This window comes from Pseudonocardia broussonetiae (assembly GCF_013155125.1).
Lineage (GTDB): Bacteria > Actinomycetota > Actinomycetes > Mycobacteriales > Pseudonocardiaceae > Pseudonocardia > Pseudonocardia broussonetiae.
The window spans coordinates 6611558-6636580 of the sequence record NZ_CP053564.1 but is presented as its reverse complement, the minus strand read 5'-3'; the positions used below and the strand labels follow the sequence as shown (position 1 = coordinate 6636580).

The 25023-nt window shown below is 76.3% G+C and carries 18 protein-coding genes; 11 read left to right on the top strand and 7 right to left on the bottom strand.

All coding sequences use genetic code 11. The features are described 5' to 3' along the window. Positions 1–37: 37 nt before the first annotated feature. Complete coding sequence (locus tag HOP40_RS32060) at positions 38–3118, top strand: DEAD/DEAH box helicase (protein WP_172166597.1); 3081 nt, start codon at positions 38–40, stop codon at positions 3116–3118. A gap of 28 nt (positions 3119–3146) precedes the next feature. Here HOP40_RS32060 and HOP40_RS32055 read toward each other — a convergent pair whose 3' ends face one another. After that, positions 3147–4259, bottom strand: a complete 1113-nt coding sequence (locus tag HOP40_RS32055) for an NYN domain-containing protein (RefSeq protein WP_172166595.1) — start codon at positions 4257–4259, stop codon at positions 3147–3149. After that, complete coding sequence (locus tag HOP40_RS32050; RefSeq protein WP_172166593.1) at positions 4256–4876, bottom strand: NUDIX hydrolase; 621 nt, start codon at positions 4874–4876, stop codon at positions 4256–4258. The genes HOP40_RS32055 and HOP40_RS32050 overlap by 4 nt, the downstream gene beginning before the upstream one ends. Positions 4877–4946: 70 nt before the next feature. Between HOP40_RS32050 and HOP40_RS32045 the strand changes: the two genes are divergently transcribed. Together HOP40_RS32045 and HOP40_RS32040 are read left to right on the top strand one after the other, a co-directional pair. After that, positions 4947–5684 carry an ARPP-1 family domain-containing protein gene (locus HOP40_RS32045; protein ID WP_172166591.1) on the top strand — a complete coding sequence of 246 codons (738 nt, stop codon included), beginning with the start codon at positions 4947–4949 and terminating at the stop codon, positions 5682–5684. Beyond that, positions 5681–6577 carry an ADP-ribosylglycohydrolase family protein gene (locus tag HOP40_RS32040; RefSeq protein ID WP_172166589.1) on the top strand — a complete coding sequence of 299 codons (897 nt, stop codon included), beginning with the start codon at positions 5681–5683 and terminating at the stop codon, positions 6575–6577. Before HOP40_RS32045 ends, HOP40_RS32040 begins: the two co-directional genes overlap by 4 nt. A 279-nt stretch (positions 6578–6856) precedes the next feature. Here the strand turns inward: HOP40_RS32040 and HOP40_RS32035 are convergent, their stop codons facing one another. Continuing rightward, positions 6857–7879 (bottom strand): thermonuclease family protein, encoded by a 1023-nt coding sequence (locus HOP40_RS32035; protein WP_172166587.1) that lies wholly within the window; start codon positions 7877–7879, stop codon positions 6857–6859. Positions 7880–7959: 80 nt separating this feature from the next. Between HOP40_RS32035 and HOP40_RS32030 the strand changes: the two genes are divergently transcribed. Genes HOP40_RS32030 through HOP40_RS32020 form a run of 3 tightly spaced genes read left to right on the top strand, consistent with a single transcriptional unit; the run spans position 7960 to position 10405 of the window. Next, positions 7960–9129: a Tm-1-like ATP-binding domain-containing protein gene (locus HOP40_RS32030; protein ID WP_172166585.1), complete on the top strand. Its 1170-nt coding sequence runs from the start codon at positions 7960–7962 to the stop codon at positions 9127–9129. After that, positions 9126–9968 (top strand): phosphoenolpyruvate hydrolase family protein, encoded by an 843-nt coding sequence (locus HOP40_RS32025; protein WP_275691321.1) that lies wholly within the window; start codon positions 9126–9128, stop codon positions 9966–9968. Before HOP40_RS32030 ends, HOP40_RS32025 begins: the two co-directional genes overlap by 4 nt. Next, positions 9968–10405 carry an SRPBCC family protein gene (locus HOP40_RS32020; RefSeq protein WP_172166583.1) on the top strand — a complete coding sequence of 146 codons (438 nt, stop codon included), beginning with the start codon at positions 9968–9970 and terminating at the stop codon, positions 10403–10405. Before HOP40_RS32025 ends, HOP40_RS32020 begins: the two co-directional genes overlap by 1 nt. Here HOP40_RS32020 and HOP40_RS32015 read toward each other — a convergent pair. After that, positions 10393–10980, bottom strand: a complete 588-nt coding sequence (locus HOP40_RS32015) for a hypothetical protein (RefSeq protein ID WP_172166581.1) — start codon at positions 10978–10980, stop codon at positions 10393–10395. The two genes, HOP40_RS32020 and HOP40_RS32015, sit on opposite strands and share 13 nt — an antisense overlap. Positions 10981–11057: 77 nt before the next feature. On the opposite strand from HOP40_RS32015, the gene HOP40_RS32010 reads away from it, so the two are divergent. Then, positions 11058–12794 carry an ATP-binding protein gene (locus HOP40_RS32010; RefSeq protein ID WP_172166579.1) on the top strand — a complete coding sequence of 579 codons (1737 nt, stop codon included), beginning with the start codon at positions 11058–11060 and terminating at the stop codon, positions 12792–12794. A gap of 53 nt (positions 12795–12847) precedes the next feature. Here the strand turns inward: HOP40_RS32010 and HOP40_RS32005 are convergent, their stop codons facing one another. Further along, the gene (locus HOP40_RS32005; RefSeq protein WP_172166577.1) at positions 12848–13609 is read right to left on the bottom strand and encodes a VOC family protein; all 762 of its coding nucleotides are present in this window, start codon (positions 13607–13609) and stop codon (positions 12848–12850) included. A 60-nt stretch (positions 13610–13669) separates the two neighbouring features. On the opposite strand from HOP40_RS32005, the gene HOP40_RS32000 reads away from it, so the two are divergent. From HOP40_RS32000 to HOP40_RS31985, 4 genes are all read left to right on the top strand, one after another. After that, positions 13670–14860, top strand: a complete 1191-nt coding sequence (locus HOP40_RS32000; RefSeq protein ID WP_172166575.1) for an exonuclease SbcCD subunit D — start codon at positions 13670–13672, stop codon at positions 14858–14860. Next, on the top strand, positions 14857–18210 hold the full coding sequence (locus HOP40_RS31995) for an AAA family ATPase (RefSeq protein WP_172166573.1): 3354 nt from the start codon (positions 14857–14859) through the stop codon (positions 18208–18210). Before HOP40_RS32000 ends, HOP40_RS31995 begins: the two co-directional genes overlap by 4 nt. A gap of 10 nt (positions 18211–18220) precedes the next feature. Beyond that, positions 18221–19192 (top strand): hypothetical protein, encoded by a 972-nt coding sequence (locus HOP40_RS31990; RefSeq protein WP_172166571.1) that lies wholly within the window; start codon positions 18221–18223, stop codon positions 19190–19192. Positions 19193–19254: 62 nt separating this feature from the next. After that, the gene (locus tag HOP40_RS31985) at positions 19255–19725 is read left to right on the top strand and encodes a DUF3558 family protein (RefSeq protein WP_172166569.1); all 471 of its coding nucleotides are present in this window, start codon (positions 19255–19257) and stop codon (positions 19723–19725) included. Between the two features lie 54 nt (positions 19726–19779). Here HOP40_RS31985 and recD read toward each other — a convergent pair whose 3' ends face one another. Both recD and HOP40_RS31975 read right to left on the bottom strand, forming a co-directional pair. Further along, positions 19780–21654, bottom strand: a complete 1875-nt coding sequence (recD, locus tag HOP40_RS31980; protein ID WP_205346990.1) for an exodeoxyribonuclease V subunit alpha — start codon at positions 21652–21654, stop codon at positions 19780–19782. After that, a complete protein-coding gene (locus HOP40_RS31975; RefSeq protein ID WP_172166567.1) occupies positions 21651–24998 on the bottom strand; it encodes a UvrD-helicase domain-containing protein in 3348 nt (1115 codons plus the stop codon). The genes recD and HOP40_RS31975 overlap by 4 nt, the downstream gene beginning before the upstream one ends. Positions 24999–25023: the final 25 nt, after the last annotated feature.

Sequence of the window (25023 nt, the reverse complement as noted above, 5' to 3'; positions counted from 1 at the left end):
TGATCGGGACGAGCGGGGCGTCCGACACGATCGTGGCGTGAGCCACCCGCTGCCCGAGGGCGTGTACGAGTCGCTGCGGACCGACGGGCTGGAGGCGGCCGTCGCGGGGCTGGCCGGGCTGACGCCGCGCTGGCACGGGGTCGAGCCGGCCGACGCACCGCACGTGCTCGCCCGGCACATCGCCGAGTCCGTGGAGCGCAAGCTGGCCGGGATGAGCCGGCCCGAGGAGCGGCTGGCGCTGGTCAACGAGCTGCTGGAGCGGGTCGCGGACCCGGGGGAGCGGGTGGCGTCGCACCAGCAGCTCGCGGTGCTGAGCCGGGAGGTGGCGCCGGGGGTGCACCGGCTGCAGCGGCCGATCACGCCCCTGTCGGCCACGGCCCTGATGACCAACGCCACCGGCGAGCCGTCGCTGAGCACCGAGGTGCGGGCCGAGCTGGGGTCGGCCGACCGCGTCGACCTGCTGTGCGCGTTCATCCGCTGGCACGGCGTGCGGGTGCTGGCCGAGGAGCTGGCGGCGTTGAGGGAGCGCGGCGTCCCGTTCCGGGTGATCACGACGACGTACGTGGGCGCCACGGAGCAGCGGGCCGTCGACGAGCTCGTGCGCCGCTACGGCGGCGAGGTGAAGATCAGCTACGAGACCCGCACGACGCGGCTGCACGCCAAGGCGTGGCTGTTCCGCCGCGACTCCGGCTACACGACGGCGTTCGTCGGCAGCAGCAACCTCTCGCGCTCCGCGCTCGTCGACGGGCTGGAGTGGAACGTGCGGCTCTCCGCGGTCGCGACGCCGGACCTGGTGCGCAAGTTCGCCGGCACGTTCGACAGCTACTGGGCCGACCCGTCGTTCGTCCCGTACGACCCGGACCGCCCCGAGGACGCCGAGCGGCTGCGCACCGCCCTGCGCCGCGACGCGTTCTCGCCCGGACCGACCGCGATCAGCGGCCTGGAGGTGCGGCCCTACCCCTACCAGGAGCAGATCCTGGAGGCCCTCGCCGCGGAGCGCGAGCTGCACGACCGGCACCGCAACCTGGTCGTCGCCGCCACCGGCACCGGCAAGACCGTCGTCGCGGCGCTGGACTACGCGCGGCTGCGCCGCGAGCTGCCGCGGGCCCGGCTGCTGTTCGTCGCGCACCGCAAGGAGATCCTGGAGCAGTCGCCGCGCACCTACCGCGAGGTGCTCGCCGACGGCGCGTTCGGCGAGACCTACGTCGGCGGGGAGCGGCCGGAGCGCTGGGAGCACGTGTTCGCGAGCGTGCAGTCGCTGTCGGCGTACGGCGTCGACCGGCTGCCGCCCGACCACTTCGACGTGGTCGTCGTCGACGAGTTCCACCACGCCGAGGCGCCCACCTACCGCCGGCTGCTCGAGCACCTCGCCCCGCGCGAGCTGCTCGGGCTCACCGCCACCCCCGAGCGCACCGACGGCTCCGACGTCCGCAGCCACTTCGACGGCCGCACCGCCTTCGAGCTGCGCCTGTGGGACGCGCTGCGCGCCGACCTGCTCGTGCCGTTCCACTACTTCGGCGTGGCCGACGGCGTCGACCTCGACGGGCTGGAGTGGACGCGCGGCAGTTACGACGTCACCGCGCTGGACAACGTCTACACCGGCAACGACGCCCGCGCGGCGAAGGTCGTGCGCGAGACCGTCGACAAGGTGACCGACGTCCGGGCGATGCGTGCGCTCGGGTTCTGCGTGTCGGTGCGGCACGCGCGGTACATGGCCGACGTGTTCGTCCGCGCCGGCATCCCGAGCCGCGCCGTCACCGGCGAGACCCCGGCCGAGGAGCGGGCCGACGCGCTGCGGGCCCTGCGGGCGCACGAGCTGACCTGCCTGTTCACCGTCGACCTGTTCAACGAGGGCCTCGACCTGCCCGAGGTCGACACCGTCCTGCTGCTGCGCCCGACGCAGAGCGCCACCGTGTTCCTGCAGCAGCTCGGCCGCGGGCTGCGCCGGGCGCCGGGCAAGGCGGTGCTGACGGTGCTCGACTTCATCGGCCAGCACCGTCGCGAGTTCCGCTTCGACGTCCGCTACCGCGCCCTGACCGGCACCAGCCGCGCCCAGCTCGAGCGCGACGTCGAGAACGGCTTCCCGTTCCTGCCGTCGGGGTCGCAGCTCGTGCTCGACGCCGTGGCGCAGCGGATCGTGCTCGACAACGTGCGCGCGCAGCTGCGGCTGCGCCGGCGCGACCTGGTGGCGGACCTCCGCTCGCACGGTGACCTGCCGCTGTCCGGGTACCTCGCGGAGTCCGGGCGCGAGCTCGTCGACGTCTACGGCCGCAACGGCTCGTGGACGGGCCTGCGGCGCGAGGCCGCCCTGCCGTGCGCGTCGCCGGGGCCGGACGAGGACGCGCTGCTGCGGCGCGTCGTCGGGTTCGCCCACGTCGACGACCCGGAGCGGGCGGAGGTCTACGCGCGGCTCGCGACCGTCGACGGCCCCGGCTACGACGAGCTGACACCGCGCGAGCAGACGCTGGCCCGGATGCTGTTCTTCGTGCTGTGGCCCGACCGCGGCGGGTTCGCCTCCTACGGCGAGGGCCTCGCGCGGCTGCGCGCCCACCCGGCCGTGTGCGCCGAGATCCGGGAGCTCGTCGCGCTCGGCGCCGACACGGCCCGCCACGTCGTGCGTCCGCTCGGCGAGGGCCTGATGCCCGTACCGCTGCTGAGCCACGCGCACTACCGGCGCGAGGAGGTCCTCGCCGCGCTGGGCTGGGCGTCGACGGAGCGCAAGGCGCACGGCCACGCCACCGGCGTCGCGTGGGCGCCGGCGACGTCGACCGACGCCCTGCTGGTCAACCTGCGCAAGACCGAGCGCGACTTCTCCCCGACGACGATGTACCGCGACTACGCCGTCGCCCCCGACCTCTTCGCGTGGGAGTCGCAGAACGCCACGTCGATCGCGTCGGAGACGGGGCAGCGCTACCTGCACCACCGCGAGCGCGGCACGCACGTGGCGCTGTTCGTCCGCGACAGCCCGACCGGCGACCTCGGCCCGGCCCCGTTCCTGTGCCTGGGGCTGTGCGACTACGTGCAGCACGAGGGCGAGCGGCCCATCGCGATCACCTGGCGCCTGCGGCGGGCGATGCCGGCCGAGACGTTCGCGGCGGCGCGGGTGGTGGCGTCCTGATCCACCGGGGCGGCGGCGGCCCGGTGGCTCAGTCGGGCACGCGCAGCAGGTAGTCGCCGGTGTCCTCGTCCCAGTCCATCGCGAGCAGGTCGCGGGCGCGGGCGGCCTTCGCGAACGACAGGAACGTGTTGAAGCCGTAGCGCTTCTCGCTGAACCCCGGCTCGCGCTTGCGGAGCTGGTCCTTGAGGCCGGAGAGCTGCGGGCGGAAGCGCGGGCCCTGCAGCCCGCGGACGACGTCGACGAGCAGCCGGAACGCGTCGTCGTCGGCGGAGGCGTCCTGCGGGAACGTGACCTCGGGGTCCCCCTGCGCCGAACCCTTGCGCAGCTCGACGACCCCGGCGGCCTCCAGGTGCCGCATGAGCTCGCCGAAGCTGCGGAAGCCGTGGTCGGCTTCGTCGAAGGTGGGGTCCTTGCGCAGGATCGCGCGCTTGAGCCGTGAGGCGAGGACGACCCCGTCGGCGTGGCGCTGCAACCCGGCCAGGGTGGTGGTGACGATCGGGCCGACCTCGCGCTCCTCGACCGGCGCCGCCGGCTCGTCGACGACCGGCTCCTCGGCGACCACCACGGGCGCCACGTCGGTGACCGGCACGGCCTCCACCGGCACCGGTGCGGCCGCGTGCCCGCGACCCCGGCGCGCGGGGCGGCGCGGCGCCTGCGACGGCTCGACGCCGGGCAGGCGGTCGTAGAACAGGAACTCGTCGCACGAGGGCGGCAGCAGCGCCGACGTCGACGACTCCACGCCGATGCCGATCACGCGCTTGTCGAGCTCGCGGAGCTTGTTGACCAGCGGGGTGAAGTCGGAGTCGCCGGTGCAGATCGCGAACGTCGTGACGAAGCTGCGCTCGAACGCCATCTCGATCGCGTCGACGACCATCTTGATGTCGGCCGCGTTCTTGCGCGACGCCCCGAGCCGCTGCGGGATCTCGATCAGCTCGACCTGCGCGCGGGTGAGCAGTCGGCGGTCCTCGTCGAAGGCCGACCAGTCGGCGTACGCCCGCCGCGCGACGACCCGCCCGCGCTCGGCCAGGGCGTCGGCGATGGGGCCGAAGTCGAACGGTGTGACGCCGAGGCCGTCGCGCGCGCCGATGGCCAGGTTCTCGTAGTCGAGGAACAGCGCGATGCGCTCGTCGTCGTTGATCATGCGTACTCCCGGGGTGCGCGGCGGAAGACCCGGGCGGGCTTGCCGACCGATCCGCGGCTCAGTGTGCCGGTGTCGATCAGGTGCTCCTGCATCCGGCGTCGGAACGTGTCCTTGGGCAGGGGCGCGCCGAGCACGGCCTCGTGCACGCGCTGCAGCTCCAGCAGGGTGAAGTCGGGTCCGACGAGGCCGCGGGGGTCGGGGAGCGCGGCGTAGGCGTCGCGGGCCCAGGCGACGGCGGCGTCGACGATCGCGGTGTGGTCGAACGCGAGCGGCGGCAGGTCGTCGACCGGGGTCAGCGGGCCGTCGAGGCGCTCGGCGGGGACCAGGTCGACGTGGGCGACGGACAGGACGCGGCCGCGGTCGTCGCGCTCGGGGTCGTCGAACACGGCGAGCTGGCGCGGCTCCTCACCCGTCACGCCCGCCTTGTCGCGCAGCACGCGCAGGGCGGCGGCGCGCAGGGTCTCGTCGATCCGCAGGAACGTGCCCGGCAGCGCGCGGCCCTCGTGCAGCAGGACGCAGAGCCGGTCGTCGGCGACGGTGAGCAGGGCGACGTCGACGGCCACCGAGGGGTGCGGGTAGTCGGCCAGCGTGCGGCCGGAGGAGTCGCGCCAGATCATGCTGGACAAGTTAGCGCACTCGTGCTCTTATTAGTTATCGCAGTCTTGCGCTAATGAGGGAGTGGTCGGGATGGACGTGCACGTGGGCAACCCGGTGGTGCGGGGAGCGCTGACGGTGTTCCCCGTGTTCAACGGCGCCGCGGTCGCCGACACCGGCTACGCGCTGGGGGGCGTGGTCGTGGCCGAGCGCCGCGACGCCGCGGTGGGGGAGCTGCTCGTCACCAACCCCGGCGACCGGCCCGCGCTCGTGCTGGAGGGCGAGCTGCTGGCCGGGGGCCGGCAGGACCGGGTGGCGGCGCGGTCGGTGCTCGTCGAGCCGGGGTCGGCGGCGGTGCTGCCGGTGCGGTGCGTGGAGCAGGCCCGCTGGGCCGGGGCGGGGGTGCACGCGCGCGACGGGCGGCGGGCGCCGCTCGCGGTGCGCACGGCGTCGGGCCAGCGGGAGGTGTGGGAGCGGGTGGCGCGCTACGGCCACGGGGAGTCGCTGTTCGACACCGTCCGCCACCTCGACGCGGCCGCGTCCGCGCTGGTCGCGGGCCTGTCGCCGCTGCCGTTCCAGAGCGGGGTGCTGGTCGGGATCGCGGGGCGACCGGTCCTGCTGGAGGTGTTCGACGCCCCGTCGACGCTCGCCGCCGTGTGGGGCGGTCTGCTGCACGCGGCCGCGCTCGACGCACTCGGCCGCCGTCCGGTGGCCACGCTCGGGCGCCACGCGCGGCGGTTCGTCCGCGACCTCGGGCCGCGGGTGTCGGTGCTGCGGTGGCAGGGTCGGGACGTGCACGCGGTGGCGATCAACGAGCGGGCGGCGGCGTGAGCACCGAGGAGGACCGCGCGGCGGGGGTGCTGCTCGGCGCGGCGTGCGGCGACGCGCTCGGCGTCCCGTACGAGCTGGGCAGCCGCGCGCTGGGGGAGCGCGCGGAGATGCTCGGCGGCGGGCTCGGCGGCTATGCGCCGGGGCAGTGGAGCGACGACACCGAGATGGCGTGCGTGATCGCGCGGGTGCCCGGCGACCTGCGCACGGACGCCGCGCTCGACGCCGTCGCCGCCGGGTTCCTGGACTGGTTCGCCGCCGGCCCGGCCGACGTCGGCACCCAGACCGCGGCGGTGCTCGGGGCGCTGCGCGGCACGCCACGGGCCGGGGCCGCGGCGCGGATGCGGGAACGGGCGGCGGCCGTGCACGCCGCGACCGGGCGCAGCGCGGGCAACGGCTCGCTCATGCGCACGGCGCCGGTAGCCCTGCGCAGCACCGGGGTGGTGGAGGCCGCGCGGGCGGTGTCGGGCCTGACGCACCACGACCCCGTCGCCGGCGACGCCTGCGTGCTGTGGTGCCTGGCGATCGACCGCGCCGTGCGCACCGGCGAGCTCGACGTCCGCGTCGGGCTGCCGCACGTCGACCCGGCGTGGGAGGGGTGGATCGACGAGGCCGAGCGCAACGACCCCTCGGCCTTCGCCGCGACCAACGGCTGGGTGGTGGCGGCGCTGCAGGGGGCATGGTCGGCGGTGGCCGGGGCAAGGGACCTGGTCGACGGCCTGCAGGCCGCGGTGCGCGGGGGCGGCGACACCGACACCGTCGCGGCGATCGCCGGCGCCCTGCTCGGGGCGCGGTTCGGGGCGTCGGCGGTGCCGGGGGAGTGGCGGCGGGTGGTGCACGGGTGGCCGGGGCTGACGGGGGAGGACCTGGTGGTGCTGGCCGGGGGCGCGAGCTAGCCGCAGTCGGTCGTCGAGGCAGGGGGGACGGTGGTTCCCGCGGTCCCGACACTGTTCTGGTCGATCGAGCGGTTCGCCGACGCCGCGGCAGCGCAGCCCGCGCTCACTGAGTGGGCGGACGTGCTGGGTGCGCGCTACGTGCTCGCGTGACCTGTCCGGTGAGCGGCGGCGGTGGTGCACAGGTGGCCGGGGGCGCGTGAGAGGAACGCCACGGTAGTTCGGGCCCGGCCGAACAGCACTGACGTTCCTCTCACGCGTCGAGGCATGCCCGTCGCGCAATCAGCACGGGCGGTAGACGACCCCACCCGGTTCGTAGCAGCGTTTGCCGGTGTAGGTGTCGCCGCCACTGCTGCTCCCGCCGCTGCTCGGCGGGGAGGGCGCGGATGCCCGGTCGCGCTCCTCTGCTCGCCGGCGTCGCTCCTCGGCTTCGCGAGCCTCTGCGGCCTCGGCCTCCGCCCGGGCCTGCTCCGCCTGTCGTGCCTCCTCGGCGATCCGCGCGGCCTCTGCCTGTTCGGCCGCGAGTCGCACACCTGCGGTGCCCTGCAGCTCCGCGCGCCGGGCCGCCGCCGCAGCGCGCACCTCGTCGACCCGGTCCGCGAAGCGCAGGCGAGCGGACTGCTCGAACACCGCCAGAGCGGGTCGGGTGGTGTCGCGGACCAGGACGAGGAGACGGTCGGCAGCAGAGACGAGGATCGATTCGGTGTTCACTGCGACCGTGAACGCGCTCGACGTCGCGGCCGCCGGTGGGGCGGCTACGGCGGGAACGGCCTCCAGCGCCGCCACCTGCGCGGGGAGGGTGCACTCCACGTCCGCCGAGTACAGCCCGACGCCCGCCGCCTCGGCTTCCGCCCGAGCCTCCTCGACCGGCGGCAGGAAGCGGACGTTGTCGTCGAACACCACGACGGCGGCGAGCCCGGCGCGGGCGATCTCCGCGTTCACCAGTGCCCCAGCAGCGGTGAACACGCCGGCAAGGGTCCGGTCGTAGCGATCGGTGCGGACCTCGTCGTACTCGAGCCGCACCGGCGTCCCGCTCGGCAGCAGGTCCTCCAGGAACGCCGTCGCCTCGAGGGCCAGGCACTCGACGGGCCGGTCCGGGTCGACGGACTCCGGGGTGTCGATGTTGAGCAGGCGCACCCGGTGCTCGGTGCCCCCGACGGTCACGTCGATCGTGTCGCCGTCGACGACCCGCGTCACGATCGCCTCGTCCGGCCCGCCCGACGTCGCGACGACCACCGCCGTCGTCACCCCGGCGACCGCGACCAGACCGACGACCGCCTTGACCAGTGCTCCAGTGAGAACCATGAACCCCCCGAACCTCGTGAACCGGACATCGCCGTCACTCCGGCACCCGTTAGCCGTGGCCATGCGCTACAACTGATCGGGTGATCGCCTACGTCGTCGGCACCCTGGACACCAAGGCCGCGGAGCTCGCGTACGCGGCCGACCTGCTGCGGGCGGCGGGGGTGGAGGCGCGGCTCGTCGACGTCTCCACCGGCCCGTCGAGCGGGGGTGACGTGCCAGCCGCCGAGGTCGCCGCGGCCCACCCCGACGGCGCCGGCGCCGTGTTCACCGGCGACCGCGGCACGGCCGTGAGCGCGATGTCCGTCGCGCTGGAGCACTGGATCCGCGCCCGCGACGACGTCGCCGGGATCCTCGGGCTCGGCGGTTCCGGCGGCACCGCGATCGTGGCGCCGGCGATGCGGGCGCTGCCCGTGGGCGTCCCGAAGATCATGGTGTCGACGGTGGCGTCCGGTGACGTCGCGCCCTACGTCGGGGCGTCGGACATCGCGATGCTGCACTCGGTCACCGACGTCGCCGGGCTCAACCGCATCTCCCGGCGCGTGCTCGCCAACGCCGCGCACGCGCTGGTCGGGATGCTCACCCACCGGGTGCCCGCCGCGGACGACCGCCCGGCCGTCGGGCTCACCATGTTCGGCGTGACGACGCCGTGCGTCACCCACGTCCGCGAGCGCCTCGGCGACGACGTCGACGCGCTCGTCTTCCACGCCACCGGCACCGGCGGGCGCGCGATGGAGAAGCTCGTCGACGACGGGCTGATCGGCGGCGTCCTCGACCTCACCACCACCGAGATCGCCGACCTCCTCGTCGGCGGCGTGATGGCCGCGGGGGAGGACCGGCTCGACGCCGTCGCGCGCACCGGCGTGCCGTACGTGGGATCGTGCGGGGCGCTGGACATGGTCAACTTCGGGGCCGACGTGCCCGGGCGCTTCGACGGGAGGCTGCTCTACGTGCACAACGCGCAGGTCACGCTCATGCGGACGACCCCGGCGGAGAACGTCGCCGTCGGGGAGTTCCTGGCCCGCAAGCTCAACGCGATGACGGGGCCGGCGCTGTTCCTGCTGCCGACCGGCGGCGTCTCCGCGCTCGACGCGCCCGGCCAGCCGTTTCACGACCCGGAGGCCGACGAGGCGCTGTTCTCCGCGGTCGAGAAGGACGCGCGGCCGGGGATCGTGCGCCGGGTGCCGCACCACGTCAACGACCCGGAGTTCGCCGACGCGGTCCTCGACGCGTGGCGGGAGGTGTCGGAGTGAGGTTCCGGCGCGCCGAGCTCGTCGAGCGCTTCGCCGACATGGCCGCCCGCGGCGAGCCCATCGTCGGCGGCGGCGCGGGCACCGGCCTGTCGGCCAAGTGCGAGGAGGCCGGCGGCATCGACCTCATCGTCATCTACAACTCCGGCCGCTACCGGATGGCCGGCCGCGGCTCGCTGGCCGGGCTGCTGGCCTACGGCAACGCCAACGAGATCGTCGTCGAGATGGCCGCGGAGGTGCTGCCGGTCGTCGAGCGCACCCCGGTGCTCGCGGGCGTCAACGGCACCGACCCCTTCCTGCTCACCGACCGCTTCCTGCGCGAGCTCGCCGACCTCGGCTTCGCGGGCGTGCAGAACTTCCCGACCGTCGGCCTCATCGACGGCGTCTTCCGCGCCAACCTCGAGGAGACCGGGATGGGATTCGGGCTGGAGGTCGACATGATCGCCGCCGCCCACGCCGCCGACCTGCTCACCACCCCCTACGTCTTCTCCGCCGACGACGCGCGCGTGATGGCGCGCGCCGGCGCCGACCTCGTCGTCTGCCACATGGGCCTGACCACCGGCGGCGCGATCGGGGCGGGCACCGCCAAGACCCTGGACGACTGCGTCGCGCTGATCGACGAGTGGTCCGCGGCCGCGCGGGAGGTGCGCGACGACGTCCTCGTGCTCTGCCACGGCGGGCCGATCTCCTCGCCCGACGACGCCGCCCACGTGCTGGAGCGCACCCGGTACTGCCACGGCTTCTACGGCGCGTCGTCCATGGAGCGCCTGCCCACCGAGATCGCGCTGACCGAGCAGACCCGAGCCTTCAAGAACCGTCTCCGCCCGAGAGGAACCGCCTGATGCCCCGCGCCTACGCCAGTGCCGTGATCGCCGCCTCCGCCGACGAGGTCTGGGGGATCGTCCGCGACTTCAACGGCCTCGCGTCCTGGATGCCGGCGATCGCCGCCAGCGCGCTCGACACCGACGGCAGCGCCGCGGAGGCCGGTGCGGTGCGCCGGCTGACGCTGGGCGACGGCGGCACCGTCGTCGAGCGCCTGCTCGCCCTCGACGACCACGTGCGCAGCCAGACCTACGAGATCCTCGAGAGCCCGTTCCCGGTGCGCCGCTACGTCGCGACGGTCCGGGTGGCGCCGGTGACCGACACGGGCCGGGCGTTCGTGGAGTGGTGGACCGACTTCGACGCCGACGCCGCCGACGAGCCCGAGCTGGTCAAGCTCTTCGCGGACGGGGTCTTCGGCGCCGGCATGGCGGCCATCCAGCAGCGCTACTCGGCCTGATCCTCGGCGGGGCGGGCGGGGCGCCAGGGGAGGGCGTACCCGCCGCGCAGCACGCCGTCCCATCCGACGAACGCCTCGACGACCCCGTCCATGACGACCGGGTCGTGCTCGGTGCGGGTGCCCAGCGCGAGCGTGTAGAGCAGGTAGACGAAGACGCCGTGGGCCTGCTTGGCGCGCTCGCCGGAGTTGCCGCTCAGCTCGGCGAGCACCGCGGGCATCGCGCGCGACACCAGGATCGAGATGCCCTCGGGGCCCTGCGCCGACAGCTCGTGCGCGCCGTCGACCATCCGGGCCCGCGCCGCCGTGATCGCGTCGGTGACGGCGGGCTCCTGCTTCGGCAGGAACGTCCGCGAGGTGTCGACGGCGGTGAACATCGTGGAGACCAGCGTGCCCGCGTGCGACTCGTCGTACTCGGCCTGCGGGTCGGCGGTCTGCGGGTTCTGCGGCGAGAACAGCCAGTCGACCACCGCGTCGAGCAGGGTGATCTCCAGGGCGGGGACCTGGTCGGAGGTCAGGGAGTGCAGACCCCGGATCACGTCGTCCATCCAGCCGAGATCGAACCTGGGCTCGGTCATCGTCGTCCTCTCCCCGTCGTGGAGGGTCGACAGTAGGCGGCGGTGGGGCGGGGGTCGAGGGTCACTAGGCTCGCCGCGTGTCGTCCCCGCCCACCCCGTCGCCCGTCGGACTCGTCGTCGGCACGGAGGACTCGACGCCGCTGCAGTTCTGCGTCGCCCTGCAGCCGGGGGAGTACCTGCAGCTCGACGACGTGGTCGTCACGCAGCGGTCGGTGCCCGGGCACGGCGCCGTGACGACGTCCGGGGTGGTCACCGAGGTGCGGGCGCGGCACGAGGGCGCCACCTTCGGCTCCGACGTCTTCCTCATCGCCGACGGCGTGCTGCCCGCGCAGGTGCAGGAGGTCGCCGAGATCACGACCACCCGGGTCGAGCCCGAGGTCTACGTGCCGCCGACGCCCGGCTCGCCCGTCCGCCGCGCCACCGGCCACGAGCGCGCGCAGGCCCTCTACTTCGACAAGATGGACCTCAAGGTGCCCGTCGGCCTCGGCCGCGACGGGGAGCCGATCTTCGTCAACCTGGAGTTCCTCGACGGCACCCGCGGCGGCCACGTCTCCATCAGCGGCATCTCCGGCGTGGCGACGAAGACCAGCTTCGCGCTGTTCCTGCTCTACTCGATCTTCCGCTCCGGGGTGCTCGGACGGCGCGCGGTGAACGCGAAGGCGCTCGTGTTCAGCGTCAAGGGCGAGGACCTGCTGTTCCTCGACCACGCCAACGCCCGGCTCGACGACGAGCAGCGCGCCCGCTACGCCCGCCTGAACCTGCCGGCCTCGCCGTTCTCCTCGGCCGGCTTCTTCGCCCCGCCCACGCCCGACGACCCCACCGGCCGCCCGTACGTCAGCGGGCGCACGAGCGGGGTGGCGGCGTTCTGGTGGACGCTCGCCGAGTTCTGCTCCGGTGAGCTGCTGCCGTTCGTGTTCGCCGACGCCGAGGACGAGCGCAACCAGTACACGATGGTGATCCACCAGGTCGCGGCCCGGCTGAAGCGGGTCGCCGTGCCCGTCGCCGACGGCGCCGTAGTCGTCGAGGGGCAGACGCTGCGCAGCTACGACGCGCTCGTCGAGTTCGTCGCCGACCGGCTCGCCGACGAGGACGCCCGCCGCGACTGGGCCGGCCCCGTCACCGGCATCGGCACGGTCAACGCGTTCCTGCGCCGCCTTCGCTCCTCGCTCAAGCCGCTGCGCACGATCGTCCGCGGCGACCTCGCCGACGCGCCGGGGCGGCGGGTGAGCACGGAGAACCAGCAGGTCACGGTCGTCGACCTGCACAACCTGCCCGAGCGCGCCCAGCGCTTCGTCGTCGGCGTGGTGCTGGCCGCGGAGACCGCGCGCAAGGAGCAGGCCGGGGCGGCGGGGCTGCTGTTCACGATGATCGACGAGCTGAACAAGTACGCCCCGCGCGAGGGCTCGTCGCCGATCAAGGAGGTGCTGCTCGACATCGCCGAGCGCGGGCGCTCGCTCGGCATCATCCTGATCGGCGCGCAGCAGACGGCGTCGGAGGTGGAGCGGCGGATCGTGTCGAACTCCTCGATCAAGGTGGTCGGGCGGCTCGACCCCGCCGAGGCCGGGCGCCCCGAGTACGGCTTCCTCCCGCCCTCGCAGCGGGCGCGGGCGGTGCTGGCGAAGCCCGGGACGATGTTCGTCTCGCAGCCCGAGATCCCGGTGCCGCTGGCGGTGGAGTTCCCGTTCCCGGCGTGGGCGACGCGGCTCTCGGAGAGCGCCGGGGCGCCGGCGTCGACGAACGGGCACGCGGCGACGGCGAGGGACCCCTTCGCCCGCCTCCCGGCGGGTGCGGAGGACGACGACGCGCCGTTCTAGGCCGTGAGCGGCAACGAGTGCCAGGGCACTCGTTGCCACTCACGGCTGACGCGTCAGCCTTCCATCCCCCCGTGCACCGCGAAGCTCGCATCGAAGGGGTCGACCAGGATCGCCATCCGCCCGAACGGGGTGTCGGTGGGCGGCATCGGCACCGACGCGCCGACCGCCGCGGCCACCGCCGCGTCGACGTCGGACACCATGAAGTAGGGCAGCCAGTGGCTGGGCGTGCCGGCGGGGGCGCCCATCATGCCGCCGATGCCGCCCGCGATCTCCCCGCCGACGGAGAAGGTGGCGTAGTCGTCGGGGGCGCCGGGGACGGCGTCGTAGGTCCAGCCGAAGACCGACGCGTAGAACTCCTGCCCCGCCACGGGGTCGGTGAGGCGGGCGTCCTCCCAGAGCAGCGCGCCGGGCTCGCCGTGGACCTCGGCGCCGATCGTGCCGCCGTGCTGCCAGATGCCGAACGCGGCGCCGGAGGTGTCGAGCGCCGTGCCGAGGTGCCCGTTGCCCGGGATCTCGAACGGCTCCACGAGCACGGTGCCGCCGTGCTCGGTGACCGCCCGTGCGGTGGCGGCGGCGTCGTCGCTGGCCAGGTACAGCGTCCAGGCCGCGGGCTGCCCGGGCTGCGCCGGGCCGAGCGCCGCGGCCGACCGCCCGCCGACCTGCGCGAGCGTGTAGTGGCCGAACTGCTCGCCGGTGTCGACGAACGACCACCCCAGCACAGGGCCGTAGAACGCGGTGGCGGCATCGACGTCGGGCGCGGCGTGGTCGACCCAGCACGGCGTTCCGGCGGGCCAGGGGGCGTCTCGGGTGGGCATGGCCGACAGAGTGGCACCGACCCCCGACAGAACACAGGGCCCGCCTACGATCGTCGCCCTATGCGCTTCCTGCACACCGCCGACTGGCACGTCGGCAAGACGCTCAAGGGCCACTCGCGGCTGGAGGAGCAGGAGCGGGTGCTGCGCGAGATCGTGGCGATCGCGCGGGAGCAGGAGGTCGACGCAGTGCTCGTCGCGGGCGACCTCTACGACACCGCCGCGCCCTCCGCCGAGGCCCAGAAGCTCGTCATCCGCACGCTGATGGGGCTGGCCGCGACGGGTGCGGAGGTCATCGCGATCGCCGGCAACCACGACCACGCCCGCGCGCTCGACGCGTACCGCCCGCTGGCGTCGGCGTCGGGGATCACGCTGGTCGGCGAGGTGCGGACGGCCGACCGCGGTGGCGTCGTGCGCTTCGACGCGCGGTCGACCGGCGAGCCCGTGACCGTCGCCGTCCTGCCGTTCCTCTCCCAGCGCTACGCCGTGCGCGCGGCCGACCTCGTCGCGCAGACCCCGGGCGAGAACACGAACGCCTACGACCAGAACCTGCGCGACGTCCTCGGCACCCTCACCGCCGGCTTCCGCGACGACGGCGTCAACCTCGTCATGGCCCACCTGACCGTGCTGAACGGGACGTTCGGCGGCGGCGAGCGCGCCGCGCAGTCGATCTTCGAGTACGCGGTGCCGGCGAGCATCTTCCCGATCGAGGCGCACTACGTCGCCCTGGGCCACCTGCACCGCCGCCAGCGGATGGAGGCGCCGTGCCCCGTCCACTACTCCGGCGCGCCGCTCGCCGTCGACTTCGGGGAGCAGCAGAACCAGCCCGTCGTCTGCCTGGTCGAGGCCACCCCGTCGACGCCCGCGCGGATCACCGACATCCCGGTCACGTCGGGGCGCCGGCTGCGGACCGTGCGCGGCACCGTCGCGGAACTGTCGGTGCTGTCTGGCACGGTCGGGGACGACTGGTTGCGCGTGTGGGTCACCGAGCCCGCCCGCGCCGGGCTGCGGGAGGAGGTGACGGCGGTGCTGCCGAACGCGCTCGAGGTGCGCATCGACCCCGAGTTCGCCGCCGTGCCGGAGGCGTCGCGGCCGTCCGGGGGCGGGGCCGAGCGCAGCCCGTCGGAGCTGTTCACCGAGTACCTGGGCACGAAGGGCGTGGCCGACCCGCGCGTGGAGACGCTGTTCCGCACGCTGCACGACAAGGTGTCCGGGCACGACACCGTGTCCGGGCACGACCGGGGGTCCGGATGAAGCCCGTCCGCCTGGTCCTCGACGGCTTCGCGTCCTTCCGCGAGCGCACGGTCGTCGACTTCACCGGCGCCGAGTACTTCGCTCTCGTCGGGCCCACCGGCTCGGGCAAGTCCACGGTGATCGACGCGATCACGTTCGCCCTCTACGGGTCGGTGCCGCGGTGGGACAACCAGCGGACGGTGTCGCTGGCGCTCGCCCCGACGGCCGGGCGGGGCACCGTCACGCTCGTGTTCGACGTCGGCGGCGCGCGCTACGTCGCCGCGCGGGAGCTGCGGCGGGCGGCGTCGGGCGCGGTGTCGGTGCGGTCGGCACGGCTGGAGCGGCTGCGCGACCCGTCGGCCGAGGGCGGCGTCGACGACGAGACCGAGCCGCTGGCCGACGGCGCGGGCGGCGTCACCACGGCCGTCGAGGAGCTGCTCGGCCTGCCCTTCGGCGACTTCACGACGTGCGTCGTGCTGCCCCAGGGCGACTTCGCGGAATTCCTGCACACCGAGCCGCGCAAGCGCCAGGAGAAGCTGGTCCGGATCCTCGGGCTCGGGCTCTACGACCAGATCGCGCGCGAGGCCAACAGCGAGGCCTCCGCGGCGCGCCAGCGCGCCGACGTGCTCGGCGAGCAGCTCGCGGGCTACGCCGACGCCACCGCGGAGGCCGAGGCGGCCGCGCAGGAGCGGGTGGAGGCGCTGGTGGCGCTGGCGGGGCGGGTCGACGCGCTCGTGCCGCAGGTGGAGGCGGCCGCCGCCGCGCAGGCCGCGGCCGAGGCCGACGCCACCCGGATCCGCGCCGAGGGCACCGTGCTCGCGGCGCTCGTCGCGCCCGACGACCTGGCGGGCCTCGACGCCCGGCGCGCCGCGGCCGCCGCCGCGCTCACCACCGCCGCCACCGCCCACGCCGACGCCGAGGAGGCCGACACCGCCGCCCGCGACGCGCTCGCCGCCGCCCCCGAGCGCGGCCCGTTGGAGCTGGTGCGCGCGCGGCACGCCGAGCTCGCGTCGCTCACCGCCGACCTCCCCGGCCTGCGCGACCGGCACGCCAAGTCCCTCGCCGCCTACGACACCGCCGCCCGCGACGCCGCCGACGCCCGCACCGCGCTCGACACCGCCCGCGCGGTCCGCGACGCCGCCGCCACCGCCGCGGCGACGGCGGGGGAGACCGTCCGCCGGCTCGTCGGGGAGCGCGACGGGCTGCGCGCGCTCGCCGTCCCCGCGGGCCTCGACGCGCTGGGCCGACGCCGCAGCGCCGCGGTCGCCGCGCTGGCCGTCGCCGACACCGCGCTGGCCGCGGCCGAGGCCGCCGACACGCGCGCCCGCGACGCGCTCGACGCCGCTCCGGCCCGCGCCCCGCTGGAGCAGGCGCGGCGCGAGCACGCCGAGCGCGCGACGCTCCTGCGGGAGCAGGAGTCGGCCGCCGGGTCGCTCGCCGCCGCCGAGCGGGCCGCCGCCGAGGCGACCGGTCGGGTGCGCACGGCGCGGCACGCGCTCGAGCACGCCGAGGGCCGGCGCGCGGAGGTCCAGCGCGCCGACGTCGCCGCGACGCTGCGCCCCGCGCTGGCCGTGGGGGAGCCGTGCCCGGTGTGCGCGCAGGCGGTCGCGACGCTGCCGCCGCCCGGGGCGCCCGCCGACCCGGGGGCGGAGCAGGCCGTCGCCGACGCGGCGGCCGCGCACGACACGGCCCGCGCGCACGAGGCGGCGGCCGCCGCCGCGCTGGCCCGCGCCGCCGCCGAGCACGAGCGGCTCGACGCCGCGCTGGCCCGGCTGCGCCCCGAGCCCGACGCCGCCACCGTCGAGCGGGAGCTCGCCCGGCTCGACGAGGCCGAGCGCGCGGCGCGCGAGGCCGACACCGCCGTCCGCGCGGCGCGCCGCGAGCGGGAGGCCGAGGCGCGCGAGGTCGAGGCCGTGCGGGCCGACGCGGCGGGGGCGGCGGCCGCGCTGCGCACCGCCCGCGACCCGCTCGTCCCGTTCGGGGCGCCCGCCGTCGCCGACGACGACGTGCTCGCCGGCTGGACCGCGCTCGTCGCGTGGGCGGCGGAGCAGGCCGAGGCCCGGGACGCGTCGCTGGCGTCGGCGCGGGCCGCGGTGGCCGCCGCCGACGGGGAGTCCGACGCGGCCGGGCGCGCGCTGCACGCGGCCGACCGCGCCGCCACCGAGCGGCGCGCCGAGGAGACGGCGGCCGCGCGTGCCGAGCAGGAGGCGCGCGGGGCCGTCGACGGGGTGCAGGCGCGGCTCGCCGAGCTGCGCACCGCGCTCGACGGCGCGCCGTCCGACGCCGACGCCGCCCGCGACCTGGCCCGCCGCAGCGTCCTGGAGGACGCCGCCCGCACCTCCGACGCCGCGCTGCGCTCCGCCCGCACCGCCCTGCGCGCGGCCGAGCGCGACGCCGCACAGGTGGCCGACGAGGTCGCCGCGGCCTGGGCGGCGCTGCGCACGGCCCGCGACCCGCTCGTCCCGCTCGGGGCCCCGGCCGTCACCGGCGACGACCTGGGCGCCGCCTGGGGCACGCTGGTGGGCTGGGCGTCCGACGCGGTCGCCGACCGCCGCACCCGCTGGACCGCGGCCGACGGCGCCGCCCGCGCCGCGCGCGAGGCCCGCGAGGCCGCGGTGGCCGCGCTGGTGGACGACCTGGCGGCCCACGACCTCGTCCTCCCGCGCGCCGAACCGGGTCCTGCGCGGGCCCGGGAGGCCGCGGGAGCCGGGAACGCGCGCGGCGACGACGCCGACCCGGCGGCCGCGCGCAGCGTGGTCGCCGCGGCCGTCGAGCGGGCGCGGGGCGCGCACGCGCGGCTGGCCGAGCGGAAGGCCACCGCGGAGCGGATCGCGGCCGACCGCGACGCCGCCGAGGAGGCCCAGCAGGTCGCGAAGATGCTGGGCGGGCTGCTGCGCTCCGACGGCTTCCCGCGCTGGCTGGTCGCCTCCGCGCTCGACGCGCTGGTGGCCGACGCGTCCACCAGCCTCGCCGAGCTGTCGGGCGGGCAGTTCGCGCTCACCCACGACCACGGCGAGTTCCTGGTGATCGACCACGCCGACGCCGACGCGCGGCGGCCGGTCAAGACGCTGTCGGGCGGGGAGACGTTCCAGGCCAGCCTCGCGCTCGCCCTGGCCCTGTCCGCGCAGATGTCCGGGCTCGCCGCCCGCGGCGCCGCGCGGCTGGAGTCGATCTTCCTGGACGAGGGTTTCGGCACGCTCGACGAGGCCAACCTCGAGGTCGTCGCGAGCACGCTGGAGAACCTGGCGGCCCGCGGCGACCGGATGGTCGGGGTCGTCACGCACGTGCCGGCGCTGGCCGAGCGGGTGCCGGTGCGGTTCCGGGTGGGGCGCGACCAGCGCACGTCGTCGGTCACGCGGGAGGACCTGTGAGGGTGGCGCCATGAGGTTCTCCGTCGACCCGTGGGACCCGTCCTACGGCACCAGCGTCGGCACCGACCTGGAGCCCTCGCGGGTCGAGGCCGTGGTCGGGCTGGAGCGGCCGGCCGAGGAGTGGGGGCCGGTCGACCCGACGCCCGGCGTGCTCCCGCCCTCGCGGGTGCTGTTCGTCGACGGCGTGCGCCGCACCGACGCGCAGGTCTGGGTCGACGAGAGCGACGGCACCGCCTCGCCGGCGCTGTGCGCCTCCTACGCCGCGGGCGTCGTGTGCTGCTGCACCGACGACGGCGCGCACCTGGTGCGGGCCGAGGTGCGGCGCGGCCTGGTCACGAGCTCGCCCGACGGCGTCGACGTCACCACCCCGGCGGGCACCTACGCCTGCACCCGCGTCGAACCCGGTCGGGCGGGGGAGGACCCGGGCAAGGCGCTGAGCGTCGCGGTGCAGACGCGGATGCAGGAGACCGAGCTCCTCGTCGCCGCGGGCGCCCGCGACGAGCACGGCGCCGAGGACGACCTGATCGTCGTCGACGGCGCGCTCGGGCGCCTGCACCTGCCCCGCGCGCTCGGGCTGGTCAAGACCCACGCCCGCACCTACCTCCCGCCCGCGCTCAACGCGGTCGTGGCGCAGCTGGGCCCGGCGCAGCGCACGCCGGTGTTCCGCCTCGAGCAGCCCGAGAGCGACCGCGCCCTGCACCGCCACACCTGGTACCTGCGGCTGCCGTGCCCGCCGGGCGCCCCGTGGGCCGGGGTGGTGCGGGTGGAGTGCGGCGGCGAGCTGGCGCCGGAGCTGGTCGTCGCGCTCGCCGACGTCAGCCAGGCGACGATCCCGCGCTTCGCCTCCTCCGCCTACAAGGACTCCCGCGCGCCGCAGAACCTCTACCCGATCGCCGGGCTGGAGCGCGCCCTGCGCCGCCGCCTCGGCGACCCCGCGCTGATGTACCGGGCGCTGCGGCGGGCGGCGTTCGCGGCGGCCTGACCGGCCCGTCCGGTTCTCCGAAAGCGCCACGGGGCGCAGGGTCGGCCTGCCACCCTCCGCCGATGAGGATGATCACGATCATGACCGCGGTGCTGGCGACGGCCGGACTGGTGCTGTCCGGAGCAGGGTGCGCCCGGGGAGCGGGCGGGCCGGACCTCGCCGCAGTGGCCCCGTGCGACCTGCTCACCCCCGCGCAGCTCGCCACGGCCGGGCTCGGCGCCGGGCGGGCCGCCGACACGGGGCCGGCGCGGTCCTGCACGTGGACGCGGCGGGACGCGGGCTTCGCCGTGCCGGTGGCGACGCTGTTGGTGTTTCCCGGCGAGGACCTCGACGGCATCCGGTCCGCGCCGACGCCCTTCTCCGGTGGGTACACCGACGCCGAGGTCGGGGGCCTCGCTGCGCTGCGCACGTCGGGTCCGGGCTGCACGACCGTCGTCGACGTCGGCAGCGGGCTGCTCTCGATGGTCGAGCCGACCGGCTGCGCCGACCGCGGCACCATGATCGAGCTCGCGGTGGCGAACCTCCTGGCCTGACGCGGGCGGCGGTGCTGGTCCGGAGCGGTCGGGAGCGCCGGTGGGGTGCAGCGGTCAGGAGTCGAGCCGGTGCCGCAGCCCACTCGCCCGGGCGACCGGCCGCTCCACCGCCGCCCGCACGGCGTCGGCGGTGCCCACCACCCGCACGAAGTCCTTGGCGCGGGTGACCGCGGTGTAGAGGAGCTCGCGGGTGAGCAGGGGCGACTCGGCGGGCGGCAGGACCACGGTGACGCGCGTGAACTGGCTGCCCTGCCCGCGGTGCACGGTCATCGCGTGCACGCCGGTGACCTCCGACAGCCGCGACGGGGCGAACAGGGTGGGCGGGCCGCCGCGGGCGAAGGCCACGCGCAGGCCGTCGGGGGTGGTGACGGCGACGCCGGTGTCGCCGTTGAACAGGCCGGCGTCGTAGTCGTTGGTGGTGACCAGCACCGCGCGGCCGGGCCACCAGGGCTCGCGAGCGGCGCCGCCGTGGCCGAGCCAGCGGTCGACGTCGAGGGTCCAGCGCGCCACCCCGTACGGGCCGCGGCGGTGCGCGCACAGCACGCGGTGGGCGTCGAGACCGGCGACCGCGGCGTCGACGTCACCGGCGCGCGCGGCGTCGGCGAGCGCACGGCCGGCTGCGACGACGTCGGCCCGCGCTCCCTCGACGGCCGCCGGGCCGTCGTCGTCGGTGAACGCGAGCGCCGGATCGCCGCGGCGCAGGACGGCCAGCGCGCGCTCGGCGTCGCCCGCCTGCACCGCGCGGGCGAGCTCGGCGATGGCGCCGTCGAAGCGCCAGACGTGGTCGAGGGTGACGACGCCGTGCACCACGCCGGTGGGGACGGCGAGCGCGGCGAGCGCGCTGTCGAGGGCGGGCTCGGGGCGGCCCGCGGCGCGCGCGAGGTCGCCCAGCACCGCACCGGCCTCGACCGAGGCGAGCTGGTCGGGGTCGCCGACCAGCACGAGGCGGGCTTCGGGGCGCACCGCGTCGAGCAGCCGCGCCATCATCGTCAGCGACACCATCGACGTCTCGTCGACGACGACCACGTCGTAGGGCAGCCGGAGCGTGCGGTCGTGCCGGAACGCCCCGGAGCCGCCGCCGGGCCGCCAGCCCAGCAGCCGGTGCAGCGTGGAGGCCTCGGCAACCCGCTCGCGGTGCGCGGGGGACAGGCGCTCGGCGACCGCCTCCTGCAGCCGGGCCGCGGCCTTGCCGGTGGGTGCGGCCAGCGCGATGCGCGGCGACGGGCCGGGCTGGTCGAGCAGCAGCGTCAGCAGCGCCGCGACGGTGGTGGTCTTGCCGGTGCCCGGGCCGCCGGCGAGCACGGTGACGCGCCGCAGCGACGCCACGGCGGCGGCCTGGCGCTGGCGCAGCGCGAGCGGGTCGGGGAACAGCGCGTCGAGGCCGGCGCGCAGCGCGGCGAGGTCGTGCGCGGGCGGCGCGGCGGCGGCCCGCTCGCGCAGGGAGAGCCGCACGAGCTCCTCCTCGCGCCAGTAGCGCTCCAGGTAGAGCTGCCCGGCGACCATCCGCAGCGGGCGCCCGGCCGGGGCGTCGGCGCCGTCGGCCACCAGCGGCCCGGCCAGGCAGGCGGCGTGCCACGCGCCGGGCTCGGGCCAGGGCAGGGCCGAGACGTCGAGGAGCTCGTCGCCCTCGCCCAGGACGGTGCGGTCGGCCGCGGCGAGGTCGACGCAGACCGACCCCAGCCGCACCGCCCGCACGGCCAGCGCGACGGCGAGCAGCACCGCCTCGTCGGACTCGCCGCCGAGCCGCCCGACCCGCTGCGCGGTGTGGACGTCGGCGGCGTCGAGGACGCCGGCGGCGTTGAACACCGCGAGCAGGCCCGACCCCCCGAGCACCAGGCGGGCGTCGTGCGGGTCGGCCTCGGCGGGCGTGAGGACCGGGGCGGGCACGGGGGCGGCGGCGACGGGGACAGGGGCGGCGGGGACCGTCACGGTGCACCCCTCTCCAGCAGCGCGGACAGCTCGGCGACCAGCGCGGGCGGCGGGGCCCAGCTGAACACCCCGCACGGCACGCCGTCGACGACCGGGGTGTCGGGCCCGCACATCCCGCGCACGAACAGGTAGAGCACACCGCCGAGGTGGCGGGCGGGGTCGTAGGCGGGCAGGCGCCAGCGCAGGTAGCGGTGCAGCGCCACCCCGTAGAGCAGGGCCTGCAGCGGGTAGTGGGCGCCGCGCATGGCCTCGGCCAGGCGCCCCGGCGTGTAGTGCGCGGCGACGAGCGGCTCGACGCCGCCGGGCGGGCCGAGCCAGTTGGTCTTGTAGTCGACGATCGCGAAGCCGCCCGAGGGCAGGCGCAGCACCGCGTCGATGCTGCCGGTGAGGTACCCCCGCAGCGGCGACGGCCCGAGCGCGGCGAGGTCGTCGGCGTAGGCGTGCAGCGGGTCGGCCGGCCCGAGGTGCGTGCGCAGCAGCGGCACCAGCGCGTCGAGCGTGAGCGGCGGGCCGGACGCGTCGTCGCCCCCGGCCAGCGGCAGCTCGAAGTCGAGCTCGGCGAGGCGGTCGCGCGGGGCGACGTCGGCCAGGCGCAGCCCGTCCGCGAGCGGCCCCAGCGGCGTGCGCACCGACGGCAGCAGCGCCGCGGCCAGCGTCGGGGCGTCGAGCCCGGCCACCGGACGGAACGCCAACTGCTCGGCCGCGTGCGCGGTGAGCTCGGCGGCGAGGTCGGGCGCGGTGAGGTCGGCCGACTCGAGCACCGCGTGCACGAGCGTGCCGAACGCCGCCCCGAGCGGCAGCGCGCCCATCGGCGACGGCACCGCGAGGGCGCCGGGCACGGCCGGGTCGGCGGGGGTGCCGGGGTCGGACGGGTCGGGTGCCGGCTCGTCGTCGACGCGCGGCTCGTCGGGCTCGGTGAGCGCGGTCGGGGCGTGGTGCCCGGCGGTGGCCGTGAGCGCGGTGTAGGACGTGCGCCGCCAGTCGGTGTCGAGCACCCGGTCGAACGACGCGACCGCCGGCGCGACGGCCGCGGGCTCGCGCGGGGTGAACACCGGCTCGGCGGGCGGACCGACCGGCTCCACCGCCGTGGTCGAGGACGCCAGCCCGCGCAGCACGTCGAGCGCCGCGGGATCGGCGGGCACCTTGTAGGACTCGGCGAGCGCGCCGCCCGAGCCGCGCCCGAACAGCACCCGGTGCAGCGGCGAGGACGCGACGGTGGTGGCCGGCACCCACCACGTGACGACCTGGCTGCGGGCGCGGGTGAGTGCGACGTAGAGCAGCCGCAGGTCCTCCCCGGCCTCCTCGGCGCGGTGGCGGTCGCAGTGCTCGGCCCACGACTCGCCGGTCGGGCCGCCGACGTCGAGCACCCGCTCGCCGCGCGCGTCGTGCAGCAGCGGGAAGGCGGGGTCGCCGACGAAGCGGTCCCAGGCGAACGGCACGTGCACGACCGGGAACTCGAGGCCCTTGCTGCGGTGCACCGTGATGATCTGCACCGCGGCGGCGTCGGACTCCAGTCGCCTGCTGCGCTCGCTGCCCACGTCGGTGGCGGCGTCGGCGATGCGGTGGCGCAGCCAGTCGACCAGCGCGGACGGGCCGAGGTGCTGCGTGGTGGCCGCGTGGTGCAGGGACTGGGCGACGTGGCGCAGGTCGGTGAGCGTGCGCTCGCCGTCGGCGGTGCGCAGGATCCGCTCGGGCAGCCCCGCGCCGTCGGACGAGGGGCCGGTGACGGCCTCCAGCAGCGCCGCCACCCCGCGCCCGTGCAGGACCGCGGCCCAGTCGCGCAGCGTGCCGCCGAGGTGGTCGAGCAGGGCGTCGGCATCGGCGGAGCACAGCTGCGCCGCGGTGACCCCGACGAAGCAGGTGAGCGCCGCCGCCCGCACCCGGAACGCCCGCGGCTGCTCCAGCGCCTCCAGCATCGTGAGCCACTCCCGCGCGACCGGCGTGCCGAACACGCTCGCCGTGCCCGACGACACCGCCGGCACCCCGACGGCCGACAGCGCGGCCCGCACCACCGAGGCCTGCTCGTTGGTGCGCACCAGGACGGCGACGTCGCCGGGCTGCACCGGGCGCCCGTCGAGCTGCGCCGGGCTCGCGAGCAGCGCCGCGACCTCCGCGGCGCAGTCGCGCGCGACCCGCGCCCGAGCCGGCGGAGCGAGCGCGAGCTTGCGCCCGGACTGCGGCAGCCCGTCGCGGCCGAGCACCCGGATCCGGACGGGTGTGTCGACGGGCGCCCCGGACAGGCGCGGCACGGGGTGCGCGGCGTCGACGCGGTGCACGCGGATGCGCTCGTCGCCCAGGGCGGCGCCGTCGAACAGGACGTCGAGGGCGTCGAGCAGCGGGGCGTCGCTGCGCCAGTTGCGGGCCAGCGTGGCGTGCCGGTCGGCCGTGGTGGTGGCGTCGAGGTAGCTGACGACGTCGGCGCCGCGGAACGCGTAGATCGCCTGCTTGGGGTCGCCGATCAGGACCAGCGTCGTGTGCCCGTGGAACGCGGTGCGCAGGATGTGCCACTGCACCGGGTCGGTGTCCTGGAACTCGTCGACGAGCACGACGCGGTAGCGCTCGCGCAGCCGCCGCGCCGCGGTGCCGTCGGGGTCCTGCAGCGCCGCGGACAGGCGCGTGAGCATGTCGTCGTAGGTGTAGAGCCGCCGCTCGCGCTTGCGCTTCGCGACCTCGCCGCGCACCGCGCTCGCGAACCGGTGCCGCACCTGCGCGGGGGAGCCGTCGGGCGCGTGCGCCGGCTCGAGCCGGGCCTGCCCGTCGAGCACCGCGGCACGCGCCAGCTTGCCCGCCTCGACCCGCCCGAACGCCGGCGTGCCCGCCCCGCGCGCCCCGTACTTGCGCACGTAGAAGTCGTCGACGACCTCGGAGATCAGGTCGTCGATCGACTCCACGAACTCCGCGCCGGGATCGGTGTCGCCCGCCACCCCGAGCCCGGCGAGCATCTGCTGGCAGAACTGGTGGGTGGTGGCGATCGTGGCGGCGTCGAAGCCGGCCAGCGCGCGGGTGAGCCGCTCGCGCCGGGCCGCGATCTCGGCGTCTGGCGCGTCGGCCAGCAGGGCGAGGACGTCGTCGGACCCGGCGCGGGCGGCGACCGGGTCGGCCAGCCCGTCGGCCGCCGTGACCAGCCGCTCCCGCACCCGCTCCCGCAGCTCCGTGGTGGCCTCGCGGCCGAAGGTGACCAGCATCAGCTCGGGCAGCGCGGCCCGGCCCTCGGCCACGTACCGCGCGGCGAGCGCGGCGATCGTGAACGTCTTGCCGGTGCCGGCGCTGGCCTCCAGGACGGTGGTGCCGGTGGGCAGGGCGGCGCAGACGTCGAACGCGGCAGGGGCCAGGACGGCGCTCATGTCGCCTCCGCGGAGAAGAGTGCGT